The sequence below is a fragment of the Rothia sp. HMSC067H10 genome, from assembly GCF_001810635.1.
GTDB lineage: Bacteria > Actinomycetota > Actinomycetes > Actinomycetales > Micrococcaceae > Rothia > Rothia dentocariosa.
Map to the genome: position 1 here is coordinate 104,761 of NZ_KV802317.1, position 18,427 is coordinate 123,187.

Genomic DNA, 18,427 nt, shown 5'->3' on the forward strand with positions numbered 1-18,427 from the left:
GTTGATTAATATCTCAACATGTGGTTAATGTATAATATAGTTAGAAAGTGGTATATAACCACAGAAAGGATGTTATGATGTCCTCGTTATGGAGGCAAAGTCGGTTTCTAAGAAACGAATCAAAACTATTTTCAGCCACCATAAATAAGTCTAAAGAACATAAAAGTCCCGTTGGTAATTTTTTTGACTTTATAAAACAATGGTGGTTGTTAATATCAGGGGGATCTTTTACTCTGACGATTGCGCTTTTGATTGGTGGGTACTCTTCTGTTTTCTCCGGGGATATTGGGGCTTCGATAGAGTATGTTCAAGCTTATATATTTTCAACGGGTATTATTAAGATTGTTGTAACCTTAGCGGTAGTCATATTATCTTTCACTGCCTTATTCTTTATACCAGCACATGCTTCTACGTGGCTACTCGAGAAAAAATGGCATGGGCAACCTGTACGAAAGAGAATTCTCTGGGTATTCACTGTTTTTGCTATATGTATAATAGGTTCTCTTTTTACTGTTTTTATACTCACTTTTCTATCGGGTGGGTATTTGACCAATCCGCGTATAGCATTCGATTATTTTATATATTATTCAGTGATGGTATGTATTTCGGTATTTTATTTTATTATTGTGCTACCAAGCCTTATGTGGCTCTTAAGGATGTTTGGGATTAGGGAAGAAAGGGACCGCCGCTCTTGGATTACCAGATTCCTTGTGGGTGTCATGATAATTGTTCTTTTATGGCAGCCAGAAAATATATTGTCAGTCATTAATAGCGGCAATAATGAGGGCTACGTGGCGTGTGTATACGGTGATAGGGTTATTAACGGAAAATCTGAATTTTTTGCGAAATCTGTATTTCCTGTATCCTATGATACTAAAGGTGTGCAAGTATTTGCAGGAGAGTATAATGATGAAACTAAGAGGTGGACTAATATTCGGCGAGAATATCTATATTTTAATGAAGGATACGAAGTAAAGCTTGGGGGAAAATGTCCTGAGTGAGCGAAATTGAAATAATTTATATATAAATATTATTATCAGATCCACAAATTAATTTTTGTGGATCTGATAATATCTATTTGCAGTACTATTGTGTTTTTCGTGTTTTATATAGACATTAGAAGGTTTTTATCTATCTTGTTTAAATATATATTTCTGTTCTAAATGTTCAAGGATTGTGCGATGAAAAACTTTTTCTATAACGGATCTGCCGAGCAATTGACCGAAATTCTCGACTACGGCGAAGTGCATCGTGAGGAAGCTACGATTACCCGTGCTGGACATGAATCCATTGTGGTTTTACCTCTTTCTGAATACGAATCACTTCGAGAAACTATGTATCTCATGAGCTCTCCGACGAATGCTCGTCGCCTCATAGATTCTATAGCCCGGCAGCAGCATATTCACAAAACAAGAGCGGTTTCTTTATCTGAGGGTATTTGAACCGCTCTTGGATAAAGAAACCGCTCCCGAAATGGGCGACGACTCTATGTATATGTCCCTGCTGAACGTTATACCTGTTGACCGCTTAGATTCTGACCGGTGGGGTTTTCCGTAAGATATTGCGGAGCGGCTGCCAATGAGGCTTCTTGCATCAAAACCTGCTGATCCTCGGGGCTCGTTGGGGAAGGCCAGCGACCATTAATCTGACGAAATACCAGTGCACACATAACCCGTTCGCCTCGCAGATACCGGGACGTAAATGCGATCTCGCGCTTATCTGCTGTCTTGAGAACTAGCCATCCACCAGGATGCCCCGAGCTATACGCATACGAATCAATCTCGTGAAAGGGGATACGGGTAACTTTGCCGTACCATGTGCACTGCTCAATATAATCTACGCCGGTTTCAACATACTGACGTTGACCCATGAGAATTGCCCAGGTGCCAAACACTAAGCAGATTCCAATAATCCCAAACGCCATATACGGAGGCATAGGATTACTGCCCGAGATCAAGGCTGGGGTGATAAGGGCAAAGAGCACTCCCACAGCAATAAGGAAGTAACCACAAAATCTGTACCAGCCGGGCAGCTTTGCCCTGATCGTTCCATCGGGTTGAGGTTTTACCTGTGCGGCATGTTTTCTATAGAAGTAGCCGCTAACCGCACCGATACACACCAGAAGAATCGCAGTAATAATAAAAGTCATATATCCATAATACGTGTTCAAAAACTGAGGAAGAGGAGACCAGATACTTGCGGGACCGACCTTAGAGCAAGGTTTTCTTGCCCACCTCCGAGTCTCTTGACGTTGTAGGCACCGTATCCGTCACCTCCGCAAACCCCGAGCTCTCGGAGTCTTCGCAAGGTACTGCTGAGCGGCTCTCAGGGATGATTCCTCTCCTAAGACTCGTTGTTCCTCCTGGTTATACGGGGAGGGCCAGCGACCATTAATCTGGCGAAACGCCAACGCAGCAATCACCCGTTCACCCCGTAGAAAACGAGAGTTAAACGCTATCCTACGTCTATCCGCCGTCTTAAGAACCAGCCAACCGCCAAGGCCCGCTGGACTATACGAGTACGAGTCAATCTCATGGAAGGGAATTCGGGTAACTTTGCCGTACCAAGCGCGGCGTTCGATATAGTCCACGCCGGTTTCAATGTATTGGCGCTGACCCATAAGAATCGTCACGATACCAAGACCGAAGGTCATAGCAGGAAAGCCAATCGCCATGTTTAGGGGCATAGGATTGCTGCCTGAACTTAAAATAAGTGAAGCAAAGGCTAAGAAGACTCCTGCTGCAATGAGAAAATAACCAAACGCGATGTACCAGCCGGGCAGCTTCGCTCGAACGGTTCCATCAGGCTGAGGTTTTATCCGCGCGGCATGTTGTCTGTAAAAATAGCTGCTTCCCGCACTAATACCTATCAGAAGAACCAACGTAGCGATAAAACTCATATCATCATCATACGTGTTCAAAACCTGCGGATTGGTGCAGAAATAACTGGAGAAACCGACCCAAGTGCATGGATACCTGAGCTTTATTGCTTTCCTATCAAGCTTTCTGTACATTATACCGTACAGGGAGGGAAGGTGTTTATGAAAACCATGTCTTACACCGAGTCGCGGGCTCGATATGCTGAAGTACTTGACCACGTTGAAGATCACCGTGAAGAGGTTATTATTACACGTGCCGGGCATGAACCGGCAGTCATTCTCTCATTGTCTGAGTACGAATCCCTTCAAGAGACTGCCTACCTCATGCGTTCCCCGGCTAATGCACGTCGTCTTATGGAATCCATCTCCCGTCTTGAAGCTGGTCTTGGGTCTGAGCATCAGCTGGTTGAGGAATAGTTGTGAGAATTATTTTTGACGATTCCGCTTGGAACGATTATCTCTGGTGGCAGATGCAAGATCGGAAGGTTCTCAAGCGCATTAATCCACTGATCAAAGATGTTGAGCGAAATGGTAATGAAGGTATAGGGAAGCCTGAAGCTCTCAGACATCAATTTTCAGGCTGGTGGTCACGCAGAATTACTGATGAACATCGTCTCGTATACAAGCTTACTGATGACTCTATTGCCATAGCTTCATGCCGATATCACTATGGCGCGTAGAAGGGTTGGTGTTGCCGCAAGATTCAGAATCTTGCGGCAACACCAACCCTTCGAGGAACGAAAACCTAGACAGAGCCTGCCGAAAACCTACCTTTTCACCTGTTCCAGCGCCTCACGCTGAGCCTTGGCGATGCGCTTCTCAGAGACCGTGTACGCCGTGCCGAGTTCCTGGGCGAAGAAGCTCACGCGCAGCTCCTCAAGCATCCAGTTCACGCGGGCGAGCGCATCGGGAATAAGAGTCCCCTCGGGCAGAGACTTGACGGCGGAATCGTAGGAGTCCTCCAAATCCTGCACCGTGAGCATGAGCTGATTATCTCGGTTTAGATTCGGTCCCAGCTTCGTCAAGCGTATCTGCGCGGCCTTCAGATAGCGCGGCAGGTGAACCAGCTGATCGTACCCGGTATTCGCCACGAATCCGGGGTACACCAGATTATCGAGCTGCCCCTTCACGTCTGAGACGGCGTGCATGGTGCTCAATGAGGTTGCTTTCTTAATGGCTTTGCGCAGCGCCGCCGCCTCTGAGAGGATTTCGGCAACCAGCTTGGTGACCTCAAAGACGGTATCGATCAGCTCGGCGCGCACATGCTCGAACAGCTCGCGGTATTCGGCGCGCGTGAACACGGGCGTATGCGGCACCAGCTTGTCGAGTGCGGCAACCGTGCAGTCCCGAATCAGTTCATCAATCGAGCCGTGCGGGTTCTGTGTGAACACAATCTTCTCTTTATTTGACAGGTGATCGCTCACGTACCGCTCAGGCGAGGGCACCTGCAGCTGCAGAAGACGAATAATACCGCGCCGCTGCGAATGCACCTGCTCGACCTCGGTGGGGAAAATGCGGATGCCCACGCTTGTTTTTTCGTCCACCAGTGCCGGGTATCCGCTGACCGCCTGGGTCGCAATAATGCGCTGCACCTTGCGTGGAATCTCCTCGCCAGGAAAATCGGTCAGACCCGTGGTCTCACGGATAGAATCTTGAGAGCCTGCGCCCTGAGCGGCGGCTTTCCCAGGTTTTGCGCCCGATCCTGTGCTGTTTTTCTTCGCACCCTGCTGCGCCGAACCGGTTCGCGATGAGGTACCCTGCGCGGAGTTCCCACCTGCGAGCGCCGCCATCTTCGCCACCGTATCTTCAGAAGCGCCCAGCGAATCTGCCAGGGCGGAGCGGATCTGCGCATGGAGTTTTTGCTGCAGTTCACGGATATCTTTGCTTTCGCCCAGAATCTTATTGCGGGCATCGCGCACCTGGAACGTGAACTTCAGATGATCCGGCACGGAGTCCCAGTCGAAGGCATCCGGCTCAACCACCACGCCGCGCAGACGGCGCAGCACCAGCGCGAACGAAGGCAAAAGCTCGTCAGTCGCGGGGGAGTAGTCCGCCTCTAAAGACTCCAGCGCCATGCGTGCAACATCCGGGGCGGGCACAAAATTACGGCGAATCGCCTTCGGCAGCGATTTAATGAGTGCCGTTAAAAGTTCATGGCGCATTCCCGGAATCTGCCAGCGGAACGGCTCGGGGGTCAGCTGGTTCAAGAACAGAATCGGTACCTGAACCGCCACGCCGTCGCGTTTTGCCGCATCCGTGCGGGCACCCCCCAACCCTGCACCCGGGGCGTATTCGTACCGCAGATCCAGAGTGAGTTCGCCGCCGTCGGTACGCTGCACCCACTGGCGCGGGAATTGCGAATCGTCATAATCGGCGGCATCCTCATTAATAAGGTTTTCCGGGTTGAAATCGAGTAGGTTATCGTTCTCTAAACGCGCGTGCTTCCACCATTTATCGAAGGACCGAACGTCCGTCACATGCTCGGGGATGCGCGCATTATAGAAATCGAAAAGCACGGCGTCATCCACTCGCAGATCGCGGCGGCGCAGGCGGGCCTCAAGCTCCTCAACCTCAGCCAGGGCACGCAGGTTGCGCTTGTAGAACTTGTGCTGGGTGCGCCAATCGCCCTCCACCAGGGCGGAACGAATAAAAATCTCACGTGCAGCGGCGGCATCTACCCGGGAATACTGCACTGGACGGTCAGCATAAATCGTCAGTCCGTACAGTGTGCCCTTCGTATACGCCACGGCGGCACCTCGGCTTGCCGACCAATGCGGCTCGGAATACTGCTTTTTCAGCAGGTGCCCGCCCACTTCTTCAACCCACTGCGGCTCAATCGCGGCGTTTGTGCGTGCCCACAGCCGGGAAGTCTCCACAAGCTCGGCAGAAAGCACCCAATCGGGGTTCTGTTTGAAAAGCCCGGAACCTGGGAAGATAGCGAATTTTGTGCCGCGTGCCCCTAGATATTCGCGCGGACCACGCGGGGCTTTGCCGTAGGTTTTCTCACGCTCCTCTTTAGCGCCCACATGCGAGAGCAGACCCGAAAGCAGGCTCTTATGAATCTCAACCTCACGCCCCGAAGCGTTAATATCGCGCCCGTTCGACACGCGGATATTCGCGGTGCGCCCCATCTCACGCAGCTGGGCGAAAAGATCCTGCCACTCACGAATACGCAAAAAGTTAATAAACTCGCGGTGGCACATTTTTCGCAGCTGCGAAGAGGAAAGCTCAGCCTGGCGCTCATTAATGTACTGCCACAGCAGCAGGAACGACGAAAAATCAGATTTATCGTCCGTGAAACGGGCGTGCATCTCATCGGCAGTGCCACGCACCTCAGCCGGGCGTTCGCGCGGATCCTGAATCGTCAAAGCAGCGGCAAGAACCATCATCTCTTTAGCACAGTCACGGCGCGAACCCTCAATAATCATGCGTGCCAAGCGCGGATCGACCGGGAACGCACTCATTGCACGCCCCGTAGCGGTCAGCGTCGAGGTAGTACGATGATGCTTCCCCCTTTTATCCGTGCGCGCCGGTTTTTCAGAAAGCGCCCCAAGCTCACGCAGCAGATTCACGCCGTCATTAATCGCGCGTGATGCGGGCGGCTGCACAAACGGGAAACGCGCAATATCGCCGGGCTCACGCACCACGCCGATCGCAATCATCTGCAAAATAACGGCCGCCAGGTTCGTGCGCAGAATCTCCGGGTCGGTAAACTCGCTGCGCGACGCGAAATCCTCCTCAGAATACAGCCGAATCGCAATACCATCGCTCACACGGCCGCACCGCCCCGAGCGCTGGTTCGCGCTTGCCTGCGAAATCCGTTCGATCGGCAGGCGCTGCACCTTCGTGCGCGCCGAATACCGCGAAATGCGGGCGGTACCGGTATCGATCACATACTTGATACCCGGCACTGTCAGCGAAGTTTCCGCAACGTTCGTCGCCAGCACGATGCGCGGCCGACTCCCCGGCGTAAACACACGATGCTGCTCCGCGAGAGACAGACGCGCATACAGCGGCAGAACCTCATAGTTCATACGTGGGGACTTGGCAACCAAAGACTCTAAAGCATCGTGAGCATCGCGAATTTCGCGCTCGCCCGAGAAGAAAATCAGGATATCGCCAGGTGCTTCCTTCGACAACTCCTCAACGGCGGCAAGGATTCCATCGGTTGGGTCACGGTCTTTGTCGCCTTCATCTTCATCAGCGTAGTCGTCCCCATCGAGCGGGCGGTAGCGAATCTCCACCGGGTAGGTGCGCCCCGAAACTTCAATAATCGGGGGAGCGTCATCGGGAAGAATCTGCTCGGCAAGCTCACGTTCCTCATCGCTGAGAGAATCGTCTACCGCACCCTTACCTGGCACGAAACTCGGTGCGAAATGCCTCGCGAATCGTTCAGGATCAATGGTTGCGGAGGTAATAATGACCTTCAAATCGGGGCGCTTCGGCAGAATCCGCTTCAGATACCCCAGAATAAAATCAATATTTAGGCTGCGCTCATGTGCCTCGTCAATAATGAGCGTGGAATACTTGCGCAGCAGCTTATCGTGCTGAATTTCGGCGAGCAGAATACCGTCCGTCATGAGTTTGATAGCGCTGTTCTCGCCCACCTCAGAGGTGAAACGCACCTGGTAACCCACGGTCTCACCAATTTTCTGCCCCAGTTCTTCGGCGATGCGCTCCGCCACCGAACGTGCGGCAAGGCGGCGCGGCTGGGTGTGCCCAATCATGCCTTTTTCAGCAAGACCGAGTTCCAGGCACATCTTGGGCAACTGCGTGGTCTTACCCGAGCCGGTCTCGCCAGCGACAATGATGACCTGGTGATCACGAATAGCCGTCTTAATGTCTTCGCGGCGCTCGCTGACGGGCAGTTCTTCGGGATAGGTAATCTCGGCGGGAATCAGCGGGTTGTAGGGACGCTGTTCGGGCCGGTCCCGGTGGTTCTTGTGATGCGCGCGTTTTTGCGGGTTTTTGGAGCGTGAAGCGTTATTTTTACGCGAGGAATTCTTGTGGGAAGTATCCCGCTTTGCACCTGGCTCTGCTGCGGAAGCATCGCCGGGTTTCTCATCGGATGTTTGGGATGTGCGCGCGGGCTTTTGAGGTGCGCGCACCGGCGCCGCATGAATGGCAGCCGCCATACTCGCCATACTGGGCGCGGTTCGAGTGGTCTTAGGAGTATCTGTGTGTTCGGTGGGTTTCTGCTCAGACATATCGTTACTAGTTTACTCTTCTGTATTTGGTGCCCAAGAAAGCCGTATTTTCGGCGAAGTCTTGTGTAATCTTGGAGCAGATACTAATAACCTCAAACGCGGAGGCGGATCATGAAAATAAAACTGCGGGCTTGGCGGGAAGATGACGCCTCAAGACTCTATGACATATACCGTGCAACGCCCGACCTTGTACATCAGATGCCAGCTCTCGGTAGTGTAGAAGATGCACGAACTCTCATCTGCGAAGAGCTTCTTCCGTCTTCTGAACACATAGCATGGTGTCTGGAAGCTGATAACCAAGCTGCCGGGTGCGTAGGTTTCAGATGTATGGGGCGCCAGCCTTCTGGAACCTGGGATAGAGCTTGGGTTTATTACTGGATGTCGGCAGAAACCCGTGGGCTCGGTATAACACGTCGATGCGTGAGTGCGGCGGGCGACTGGGCACAGAATATAGACGCGTCGGATAATAGCGCTGTATCACCTGGAAAACCCGCAGAACAAGCCAAGATCAGCTACGATTTCTCAGCTCTTACATCCGCGAGGTCCCCACGTGTTCGCCGTTTAGAGCTTGGGTACCGTACCAATAACCCGGCATCAGCGGCAGTGGCGCGCCATACGGGGTTCGTGGTTGAAGGCGTAGAACGTGAAAAGTTCTGCTACAACGGCGTGCTCTATGATGCCGCCATAGCCGCGCGTCTTCACAGAGACGTGGACCATATGCTGGCAGCACCTCATCGTCTGGAGCATCAGCAGCCCTATAAAGATTCAGGATCGTCTTCTTCCAGAGAACACGTAGAATCCTAAGGAACAAGCACCACTTTCCCGCGCACATGACGGGAGCCTACAAGCCCATGAGCCTTCGCTGCCTGCTCTAGTGGGAAAGTCTGATCCACGTGAACTTTCACAATCCCCAGCGACATGAGTCGGGCAATCTCACCCAGCTGATAACGGTCGGGGTGCACCGTCAGCCACTCTGCCGTAAACCCGCGCTCGCGTGCAGTCTCTAAAGGATCGGGGCTTGTGAGGGTCACGATTCGACCGCCCGGAACCAGTACATCCAAAGAATCTACGAAGGTTTGTGCACCCGTAGAATTCAGTACCACATCAAGGGTAGGACCTAGAACCTGCCGGAAATCTTGGGTTGTGTAGTCGATAAATTCTGCGCCCAAAGACTGTATAAACTCACGGTTTTTCTCAGAAGCCGTGGCGTAAACTGTAGCGCCAGCGTTGAGGGCAAGCTGAATCGCGAGATGACCAACACCGCCGGCGCCCGCATGGATTAGCACGCGCTCGCCGGCAGAAAGTTTCGCAACCTCAAAAAGTGCCTGGTATGCCGTCAAGGCTGCCAGGGGAGCGGCACCCAGCTGCTCATCGGGAATACCTGCAGGTGCGTGCACAAGCTGATGGGCAGGAGCCAAAACGTATTCGGCATATGCCTTACCCGGATGCGGAAACTGCACCAGCCCGAAAACCTTCTCGCCTGGCTGGAATCCAGTGTAATCGCCCGCCGTTTCACAAACTAAACCGGCAATATCCCATCCTAAAACGGCGGGTTCTTGGTCAAGATTAATCAATGATGCCGCAGGACCCAATCCCTTGCGCGTTGTAAGGTCTATAGGGTTAACACCAGCGGCGGTAACTTTGAGAAGAACATGCCCGCGAAGGGGTGAAGGCATAGGAGCCTCTGTAAAATGCAGATTCTCGGGCTCACCCCATACGGTGAGCTGTACCTGGTGCATGGTCATGATGAGCCCCTTCTGCCGTGACGATAACGGTTGGAAACATTCTCTCAAGCGCAAGTCACGGGGCAAAATAGCATGTCATAAAAGGCAACTCTCACACATTCCGTTTTTGTGGCGAGTGTGTGCATATCCTAGCTAAATTGAAGCCCTATAAGTTCCTGTAGCAGAGAGCTATCAGCGCCGTGAGGGCTTATTGTCTAACTATAGAAATCCGGGGTCCCTAGTATTACGCAATCTTCTGAATGAACGTTTCAATCTTTCCCGATAGTCGGTAAAGCATCTGGAGGTTAATAAGAACCACAGCGCTCAAGACCACGGTCAAAATAACTAATTTGAGGTAATCGATATGCTGGGTAGCAAAGATAGCGTATAAGGTAATAGCGTTAAGCGGCATCGTAAATACTGCGGTCCTGCTGCCCGGTGCCCATCCCGGAAAGATAAACGCCTCGCGGATATGAAGGATAAGATGCAGGATATAAGCGATAAAGATAGCTGTGACGGTCTCAATGGAATCAAATATGACCCCGCTAAAAAGGATCAGACAAGCAACAATAAATTCCTCACCGATCATGGCGGCAATAGCTGCGGTTGAGGGGTAATGGTCTTGCCCCGCTATAAACATTTCGTCGTGGTACCGGTTATCGCTGGAGTACTTCTCGATATAGCGGCGCACGAAGATGATCTCCTCAAATTCGTGCACCATGAAGAGAACGATCGTAATAAATGCAAAAGTGCCTATAGACATCCTAGCCTCCCAGGTTCCTGCATAGTTTCGTTTCTCCACGTCATTTCATGGTACGGCTCAGCGGGCTAATTGTCAGTGGTTTAAATAAAAATGGCCTGCCCCATCAAGAACGAGGGATAAGCCAATAAAAAGTGCCATTAAAGGCTGAGGGGAAGCGGGGTCGAGCGTGCGAGAACAGAGGAGCCGACCGAAAGCACGCAACGCTACCTTCGACTTTTGGGCGTATATAAAGCCTACCCGCTGAAGCAGATAGGCCCGTAAAAAGTGCCCTTGAAAGGATTCGAACCTTCGACTTCTTGCTCCGGAGGCAAGCGCTCTATCCACTGAGCTACAAGGGCTGACATATGAAATTTTGGTGACCGCCTTGGTGCCTCGACCGAAAACTAGGCGTTTCAGCCGCATACGGCGCACAAGCGAACCTCTATATCCTATCAGATGTTGCTAGAATATGTAGCTATGACTCCCGAAGAATTATCAGCAGCAATTGCTCAAGAACTCGATAAAACTATCGCATCCGGTCAGCTTACCCTCGCAGATAACGCAGAGCTTCCCCTCGCGCGCGTGGAACGCCCGAAATCTCGCGAACACGGTGACTGGGCGACTAATATTGCGCTGCAGCTCGCCAAGAAAGTTGGCAAGAATCCTCGCGAAGTAGCAGCCGTTCTTGCCGATAAAATTGCCTCAATTCCGGGAGTTTCAACGGTAGATATTGCCGGTCCAGGCTTCCTCAATATAACCCTGGATGCGGCTGCGGCAGGCACCCTCGCCGCCACCATCGTCGAAACTGGAAAAACATACGGAACCAGCGATAAATTCGCGGGAAAAACCATTAACCTTGAATTCGTCTCGGCTAACCCCACCGGCCCCATCCACTTGGGTGGAACCCGCTGGGCGGCCGTAGGTGATGCGCTCGCCAATATCCTCGAAGCCGAGGGCGCAAATGTGGTGCGCGAATACTACTTCAACGATCACGGCACTCAAATTGATCGGTTCGTAAACTCGCTTCTTGCTGCAGCCAAGGGAGAGCCTACCCCTGAAGACGGCTATGCGGGCGCCTATATTACCGATATCAAAGATCAGATTCTCGCCCAACGCCCAGACGCGCTCGACGCCGAAAACCCCGCAGAAGTTTTCCGTGAAATCGGAACCGAGCTTATGTTCACACAGATTAAAGAGTCTCTGCACCGTTTCGGTACCGACTTTGATGTCTTCTTCCACGAAAACTCGGTATTTGAATCTGGCGAGGCCGACCGCATCATTGAGCAGATGAAACAGGATGGTCAGCTTTTTGAATCCGAGGGCGCGTGGTGGATGCGCACCACCGATTACGGCGATGATAAAGACCGGGTGGTCATTAAATCGGATGGTAATCACGCCTATGTTGCTGGAGATATTGCGTATTTCCGCAATAAAATGACTCGTCCTGAGAACCCTGCGGACATAGCCATCTATATGCTTGGTGCAGACCATAGCGGCTACGTGGGACGACTCAAGGCTATCGCTCAAATCTTGGGGTACCGGACCGAGCAGATTGAGGTCATGATTGGGCAGCTGGTGAACCTTGTCAAGGACGGCAAACACGTGCGTATGTCGAAGCGCGCCGGTAATGTCGTCACCCTTGAAGACCTTGTAGAGGCTGTGGGTGTGGATGCGGCACGTTACGAACTGATCCGCTACTCGGTAGACAGCACAATTGATATCGATCTTGATCTGCTGGTGCAGAAGAGCAGCGATAACCCTGTCTATTATGTGCAGTATGCGCATGCCCGCACTGCGGCTGTAGAACGTAATGCCATTGATGCTGGCGTGCATCTTGCCGATGGTGTGGACACAGGGCTTCTGAATACGCCCGCAGATACTGAGCTTCTTGCAGTGCTGGGGCAATACCCGGCAACCGTGCGTACCGCAGCGGAATTCTACGAACCGCACCGCGTGAGCCGTTATCTGGAAAATCTTGCGGCGGCCTACCACAGCTGGTACGGCCTCTCGCGCGTGGCTCCGAAGGGCGATGAGCCAGTGACTGATCTGCACCGTACCCGTTTGCTTCTCAACAATGCAACACGTCAGGTACTCGCCAACGGATTGGGTCTGCTGGGGGTCACCGCCCCCGAGCGTATGTAACGCCGAACCGACCGGAAGCCGCGTACCCGCCAAGACGATGACGGGGTACGCGGCTTTTATTTATTGGTTTATCCGCTATCTGAACACCACCTATGAGCAGCATCGTGACGGCGAGGCGTTCCGATATAGTGGTGATGGGATCACGAATCTGTGACCGTGACACAAGACCCGAGGACTTCTGCATGAGCGACGCACAATCCCTGTACGCCCCCGAATGGCTTACCTGCCCCGAACATCCGGCTGAGCTGAACCGTACCATCTGGACGGACTCATTTCAGCGTAATCATGGGGGAGAGCTAACTATTGACGGCATTGCAGCGAGTGAGCTTGTCAAAAAGTTTGATACTCCGCAGTACGTATTTTCGGAAGATACATTCCGAGCTAGGGCACGCGGGTACCGCCAGGCATTCGAGGATGCTTTCGCCCGGCATGGCGCGCAGGTGAGTGTCTACTACGCGGGAAAATCATTCCTGTGCACGTCCGTGGCGCGGTGGGCGTATGAGGAAGGTTTGTGTCTTGATACGGCATCGGGTGGGGAACTGGCGATTGCCCTGCGGGCGCAGGTTCCCGGGCAAAATATTGCGCTGCACGGTAATAACAAGTCGTATGACGAGATTAAGCGCGCTATTAAACACGGGGTAGGGCGTGTTGCGGCAGATTCCGTTGACGAGCTTAAACTCATCGCGGATGTACACGCCGAACTGAACGCAGAACGCGCCGCAACGGGGCAGGAGCCGTATCCGGCGGTTCCCGTGCTCATCCGGATTACACCCGGTGTGCACGCCTCCACCCACGAATCTATTGCCACGGCGCATGAGGATCAGAAGTTTGGGATGTCGCTTCAGCCGGGAACTGCACGTCTTGCCGGGCTGGAGGCCGACGAACTTGAGTATTGGTCAACCACCGAGGATGAATCCTACGCGATGCTCGCCGCCGGTATTCTTGCCGCCACGGATTCCCTGGAATTTCGGGGTATTCACTGCCATATAGGGTCGCAGATTTTTGAGGCGCAGGGTTTTGAGCAGGCGGCAGATACTGCCCTCACTTTTATGCATGCTGTGAACCAGAAATACGGTCTTAGCCTGCCGGAGCTTGACCTGGGCGGCGGCTACGGTATCGGTTATACCGAGGCCGATACCCCGCGCAGTATTGAGCAGATTACTGTCTCGATTGCGGATGCAGTCGCGGCAACCTGCGTACGTCTTGGCCTGGCGATTCCGCATATGTCTTTTGAACCTGGCCGCTCGATTTCAGGCCCCTCAGGGGTGACGCTTTACACCGTCGGCACCATCAAAAACGTGAGTATTGAGGACGAGCATGGTCAGATTCGAGTGCGCCGGTATGTCTCGGTGGACGGCGGTATGAGCGATAATGCGCGCCCGGTGCTCTATGACGCCGACTACACGGTTACCCTGGCGAACCGCGCCCCGGCGGGAGAGCAGGTGCTTTCACGTGTGGTAGGTAAACACTGCGAATCGGGTGATATTGTGGTGCGGTATTGCTATCTTCCCGCCGATCTTTGTGCGGGGGATATTCTCGCGGTGCCAGCTACCGGTGCGTACTGTTATGTGCTGGGGTCGAACTATAACTACCTGAGCCGTCCGCCGGTTATTGCTACGTCGGCGGGGGAGGCGGCGTATCCTATTATTCGTCGACAAAGCGAAAATGAGATGCTTGCTCTAGACACGGGTTTCTAGTACGGGCACTGAATCTTTTCCGCATGATGACACCGCATGGCGCATGTTTGGGGAAGAAGCTGCACGTAATATAACGACACCCCCGTAAATGGCGGTAATGTTGGCGTCTTGACCGCGTCCAGGCGCCGCTCTCTTGATACAGTTGATGATGACGTCGCCCGTTCGTACAGGCGCGTTCACCACTCGGTCAAAATGTAGGAGATAACGTGACTGACACCATTAAGGTTGCTCTGCTCGGCGCTGGGAACGTTGGTTCTCAGGTAGCGCGTATTTTTAGTGAGGATAGCGCGGTTCTCAAAGAACGTATAGGGGCACCTGTTGAGCTGATCGGTATAGCCGTGCGTGATACTGCGGCTAAACGCCACTGGGATGCCGACCCAGGGCTGTATGCCACCGACGCAGACGCCTTGATTGACGCTGCCGACGTGGTGATCGAGCTGACCGGCGGTATTGAACCTGCACGAACCCGCATTCTGCGTGCTCTAGAATCTGGTAAATCGGTGGTTTCGGGCAATAAAGCGCTTCTGGCAAAACATGGTGTTGAGCTTCAGGCTGCTGCCGATAAGTCTGGCGCACAGCTTTCTTATGAGGCAGCGGTCGCCGGTGCAATTCCGATTTTGCGTCCCCTGCGTGATTCTTTGGCAGGCGATACCGTCACACGTGTGCTGGGCATTATGAACGGCACCACCAACTACATTCTGGATCAGATGGATACCACCGGCGCAACCTTTGCCGATGCACTCAAAGACGCCCAGGAACTCGGCTATGCCGAAGCAGACCCTACCGCTGACGTTGAAGGTCATGATGCCGCATCAAAGGCTGCTATTGTAGCCTCATTAGCGTTCCACTCTGATTTCACCATTGATGACGTTCACATAGAGGGTATTACCGCCGTAAGCGCCGATGACGTTGCCGCCGCAGATGCCGACGGCTACGTGATTAAACTCCTGGCCATTTGTGAGCGCGACGGTGACGGAGTCAATATCCGTGTGGCTCCTACGCTTATTCCGCGGCAGCATCCACTGGCAGGTGTTCATGGCGCATTTAATGCCGTGTTTGTACAGGCACAGAACGCAGGCGAGCTGATGTTCTATGGCCCTGGTGCTGGCGGAGCACCGACTGCTTCCGCCGTTCTGGGTGATTTTGTGTCGTTAGCGCGCCGTCTGGTATTGGGTGGTCCGGGTGTCCCCGAGTCCTCTTACGCGCAGCTGCCTGCTACCGGATTGGGCGACATTATCTCCCGCTACTCGGTAGGCATGCTGGTTGATGACAAATTGGGCGTGCTCGCAAATATTGCTCGTATTTTCGCCGAACACGGTATTTCGGTGGATTCTTTGCGTCAATCTACTCCGCGGGATGGCGCCGCACAGATTCGCCTGGTGACGCACTCTGCCAAAGACTCTGACTTGCGCCGCGCGATCGCGGTGATCGACGGTTTAGATACTGTGCGTGAGATTATTTCCGTGATTCGCGTCGAGTCCGGTAAATAGATCAGGAAGACTAGAATTTCAGCGCGGAAATTCTCAAGTCCGCGCGAGTAAAACCATCAGCAGAAAGTAGGAGAATCCCATGGCACATGTGTGGCAGGGCGTCATTAACGAATACCGCGATCGTCTTCCGTTCGGGGACGAGGTAAAACCGGTAACTCTAGGCGAAGGCGGAACCCCGCTGATTCACGCACCGGCGCTGTCAGCGCAGACTGGCAATACGGTATACCTCAAATTCGAGGGGATGAACCCCACCGGATCTTTCAAAGACCGTGGCATGACGAGCGCTATTACCGCCGCTAAACGCGAAGGTGCGAAGGCTGTTGTGTGCGCTTCGACCGGTAATACTTCAGCGTCGGCAGCGGCATATGCGCTTCAAGCGGGGATGCGTTGCGCGGTACTCGTGCCGGACGGTAAGATTTCGATGGGTAAACTATCGCAGGCCATCGCCCACGGTGCCGATATTATTCAGATTGACGGAAACTTCGATAACTGCCTCGAAATTGCCCGTAAACTCAGCGAGAATTACCCAGTATTCTTGGTGAACTCGGTGAACCCCTACCGCATTGAGGGGCAGAAGACCGGTTCTTTTGAGGTCGTCGACACTCTGGGAGACGCCCCCGATTACCACTTGCTCCCGGTAGGTAACGCGGGCAATATTACCGCTTATTGGAAGGGATACAAGGAGTATTCCGAGCCTTATACGAACCGTGACGGCAAGGTTCTAGAGCCGGTTACCACCAAGCGACCTATCATGTGGGGTTTCCAAGCAGCTGGCGCGGCTCCGATTGTTGCAGGGCACCCGATTGACACTCCCGAAACGATTGCGACCGCAATTCGCATCGGCAACCCTGCCTCGTGGGAGAAAGCTGAGGCGGCACGTGATGAATCCGGCGGCGTGATTGAAGCTGTCACCGATGAGGAGATTCTTGAGGCGCACCGCTGGCTCTCTTCCCGCGAGGGCGTTTTCGTTGAGCCCGCTTCAGCTGCTGGTGTTGCGGGTCTGCTCAAGAAACATCGCGCGGGTGAGGCTCCCGAGGGCAAGACCATTGTCATTACGGTTACGGGTCACGGTTTGAAGGACTCGCAGTGGGCGTTGGAACCGGTCAACGGTGCGAAGGTTGAACCGACTAAGGCAGCCTTCGATGTTGTGGCTGTGGCAGATATTCTTGACCTGAACTAACCACCCGATAGCCTGTTAACCGATAGGTCGATGCGCCCTTGTCCGAGAAAATTTTCTTGGGCAAGGGCGTCTTATTCTGTCCGTAACCCGCTCAATGCTAGGATAAATTCTCGTAAAGTAAGTGACATTAGTGTTGTTCCACCGATTGAACAGCACAGTATGCGCTCCTAACATCCACATGCACCCGAGGTTTCCATGTCGAATTCCGATACCCCTATCACATGCGCAGATATTCCTGTCGGTAAAACCGTCACCGTCAAGGTTCCGGCATCAAGTGCTAACCTCGGGCCCGGCTACGATACTTTAGGCTTGGCTTTAGGATTTTATGATGAACTTAGGGTTGAGCGTATTTCTGAAGGTTTAGAGTTTGAGCTTTCAGGCGAGGGCAGCGAGGCCGTACCGCGCGATGAAACCCATCTGGTGATTCAGGCGATGCGTTCCACTTTTGAGAAGGTCGGACTTCATGATTTCCCAGCCCTCAGGCTGACGGCACACAATCGTATTCCGCATTCACGTGGCATGGGCTCATCTGCCTCCGCTATTGTTGCGGGCGTTGCGGCGGCCTCCGGGCTGCTTCCCGAGCACGCTCAATTGAGTCGTGACCAGATTCTTCAAGTAGCTTCAGACCTTGAAGGACACCCCGATAATGTGGCGCCTTCGGTGTATGGTTCGCTGTCAATATCCTGGGGCGAACTGGGGAACTGGCGCTCGCTGGTCGTACCGGTTCATTCTGCCGTTGTACCTATCGTAGCGGTGCCCGATTATGAAGTTTCTACAAAACTTGCGCGTTCGCTTATTCCTGCCGAGATTCCGCATGAGCAGGCTGCGGCAAACTCAGGTCGTGCCGCTTTATTGATTCAAGCCCTTTCGCAGGCACCGGAGTATCTTATGGATGCAACCGTGGACTATCTGCATCAGGGCTACCGTATTCCTGCGATGCAGCCGAGTGCGGCGCTGGTCGCCTATCTGCGTGATCGGCAGCTTCCCGCCGTAATTTCGGGGGCCGGGCCTACCGTATTAACCTTCTCCCGTAGCTGTGAAGAAGTCGCAGCAGCACAGCGAGCGATCGCTGAGTTTGAGGCTACTCATGAGGGAAGCGAATATGAGGGGCGTCGCCTGTCATGGCGCGTCATGCCCCTTGAAATCGATGCAGAAGGTGTTATAGTTACACAGTAAGGTGTTTTTCACCTGACATGGTTTGTCGTGTTTATTTTATCTCCCGGTCGCACGAAGAACCGCCACATCCGGGAATGGAAAGTATTTTCTTTGAACCACGTCTTTTTGTGTGTTCGCGTATGCTTCTTCTTCCGTGGGGAGCTCGCGAGGAAATATTTTTCTGTGGTTATGTATTTTTTGCCTCACTTCGC

15 protein-coding genes and 1 tRNA gene are annotated in these 18,427 nt (G+C 53.1%); 10 read left to right on the forward strand and 6 right to left on the reverse strand.

What is annotated here, in order from left to right; all coding sequences use genetic code 11:
• The first annotated feature begins 74 nt into the window (after positions 1-74).
• Both HMPREF2756_RS07495 and HMPREF2756_RS07500 read left to right on the forward strand, forming a co-directional pair.
• Positions 75-1,001, forward strand: a complete 927-nt coding sequence (locus HMPREF2756_RS07495) for an LTA synthase family protein (protein WP_141747842.1) — start codon at positions 75-77, stop codon at positions 999-1,001.
• Positions 1,002-1,181: 180 nt separating this feature from the next.
• The gene (locus HMPREF2756_RS07500; RefSeq protein ID WP_070619923.1) at positions 1,182-1,442 is read left to right on the forward strand and encodes a type II toxin-antitoxin system Phd/YefM family antitoxin; all 261 of its coding nucleotides are present in this window, start codon (positions 1,182-1,184) and stop codon (positions 1,440-1,442) included.
• Positions 1,443-1,510: 68 nt separating this feature from the next.
• Here the strand turns inward: HMPREF2756_RS07500 and HMPREF2756_RS07505 are convergent, their stop codons facing one another.
• Both HMPREF2756_RS07505 and HMPREF2756_RS07510 read right to left on the reverse strand, forming a co-directional pair.
• On the reverse strand, positions 1,511-2,149 hold the full coding sequence (locus tag HMPREF2756_RS07505; RefSeq protein ID WP_070619926.1) for a hypothetical protein: 639 nt from the start codon (positions 2,147-2,149) through the stop codon (positions 1,511-1,513).
• A 120-nt stretch (positions 2,150-2,269) separates the two neighbouring features.
• Complete coding sequence (locus HMPREF2756_RS07510; RefSeq protein ID WP_070621032.1) at positions 2,270-2,899, reverse strand: hypothetical protein; 630 nt, start codon at positions 2,897-2,899, stop codon at positions 2,270-2,272.
• Between the two features lie 141 nt (positions 2,900-3,040).
• On the opposite strand from HMPREF2756_RS07510, the gene HMPREF2756_RS07515 reads away from it, so the two are divergent.
• Both HMPREF2756_RS07515 and HMPREF2756_RS07520 read left to right on the forward strand, forming a co-directional pair.
• Positions 3,041-3,295, forward strand: a complete 255-nt coding sequence (locus HMPREF2756_RS07515) for a type II toxin-antitoxin system Phd/YefM family antitoxin (RefSeq protein ID WP_013398863.1) — start codon at positions 3,041-3,043, stop codon at positions 3,293-3,295.
• Positions 3,296-3,297: 2 nt separating this feature from the next.
• On the forward strand, positions 3,298-3,558 hold the full coding sequence (locus tag HMPREF2756_RS07520) for a Txe/YoeB family addiction module toxin (RefSeq protein ID WP_070619929.1): 261 nt from the start codon (positions 3,298-3,300) through the stop codon (positions 3,556-3,558).
• Between the two features lie 87 nt (positions 3,559-3,645).
• Here the strand turns inward: HMPREF2756_RS07520 and hrpA are convergent, their stop codons facing one another.
• The gene (gene hrpA / locus HMPREF2756_RS07525; protein WP_070619932.1) at positions 3,646-8,085 is read right to left on the reverse strand and encodes an ATP-dependent RNA helicase HrpA; all 4,440 of its coding nucleotides are present in this window, start codon (positions 8,083-8,085) and stop codon (positions 3,646-3,648) included.
• A 111-nt stretch (positions 8,086-8,196) separates the two neighbouring features.
• On the opposite strand from hrpA, the gene HMPREF2756_RS07530 reads away from it, so the two are divergent.
• Entirely contained in the window at positions 8,197-8,889 is a 693-nt protein-coding gene (locus tag HMPREF2756_RS07530) for a GNAT family N-acetyltransferase (protein ID WP_141747843.1), read from the forward strand.
• On the opposite strand, the gene HMPREF2756_RS07535 is transcribed toward HMPREF2756_RS07530, so the two are convergent.
• The 3 genes from HMPREF2756_RS07535 to HMPREF2756_RS07545 form a co-directional block, all read right to left on the reverse strand.
• Positions 8,886-9,830, reverse strand: coding sequence for an NADP-dependent oxidoreductase (locus HMPREF2756_RS07535; RefSeq protein ID WP_210393541.1), 945 nt, complete (start codon positions 9,828-9,830; stop codon positions 8,886-8,888). The two genes, HMPREF2756_RS07530 and HMPREF2756_RS07535, sit on opposite strands and share 4 nt — an antisense overlap.
• A 223-nt stretch (positions 9,831-10,053) precedes the next feature.
• Positions 10,054-10,572 (reverse strand): HXXEE domain-containing protein, encoded by a 519-nt coding sequence (locus HMPREF2756_RS07540; RefSeq protein ID WP_070619935.1) that lies wholly within the window; start codon positions 10,570-10,572, stop codon positions 10,054-10,056.
• Between the two features lie 265 nt (positions 10,573-10,837).
• A tRNA-Arg gene (locus HMPREF2756_RS07545) sits at positions 10,838-10,910 on the reverse strand.
• A 118-nt stretch (positions 10,911-11,028) separates the two neighbouring features.
• Between HMPREF2756_RS07545 and argS the strand changes: the two genes are divergently transcribed.
• From argS to thrB, 5 genes are all read left to right on the forward strand, one after another.
• Positions 11,029-12,693, forward strand: coding sequence for an arginine--tRNA ligase (argS, locus tag HMPREF2756_RS07550; protein WP_210393543.1), 1,665 nt, complete (start codon positions 11,029-11,031; stop codon positions 12,691-12,693).
• Positions 12,694-12,875: 182 nt separating this feature from the next.
• On the forward strand, positions 12,876-14,390 hold the full coding sequence (lysA, locus tag HMPREF2756_RS07555) for a diaminopimelate decarboxylase (RefSeq protein ID WP_070619943.1): 1,515 nt from the start codon (positions 12,876-12,878) through the stop codon (positions 14,388-14,390).
• A 206-nt stretch (positions 14,391-14,596) separates the two neighbouring features.
• A complete protein-coding gene (locus HMPREF2756_RS07560) occupies positions 14,597-15,880 on the forward strand; it encodes a homoserine dehydrogenase (protein WP_070619945.1) in 1,284 nt (427 codons plus the stop codon).
• 79 nt (positions 15,881-15,959) lie between these two features.
• Complete coding sequence (gene thrC, locus HMPREF2756_RS07565; protein WP_070619949.1) at positions 15,960-17,060, forward strand: threonine synthase; 1,101 nt, start codon at positions 15,960-15,962, stop codon at positions 17,058-17,060.
• A 195-nt stretch (positions 17,061-17,255) separates the two neighbouring features.
• Positions 17,256-18,236 carry a homoserine kinase gene (gene thrB / locus HMPREF2756_RS07570; protein ID WP_070619952.1) on the forward strand — a complete coding sequence of 327 codons (981 nt, stop codon included), beginning with the start codon at positions 17,256-17,258 and terminating at the stop codon, positions 18,234-18,236.
• Positions 18,237-18,427: the final 191 nt, after the last annotated feature.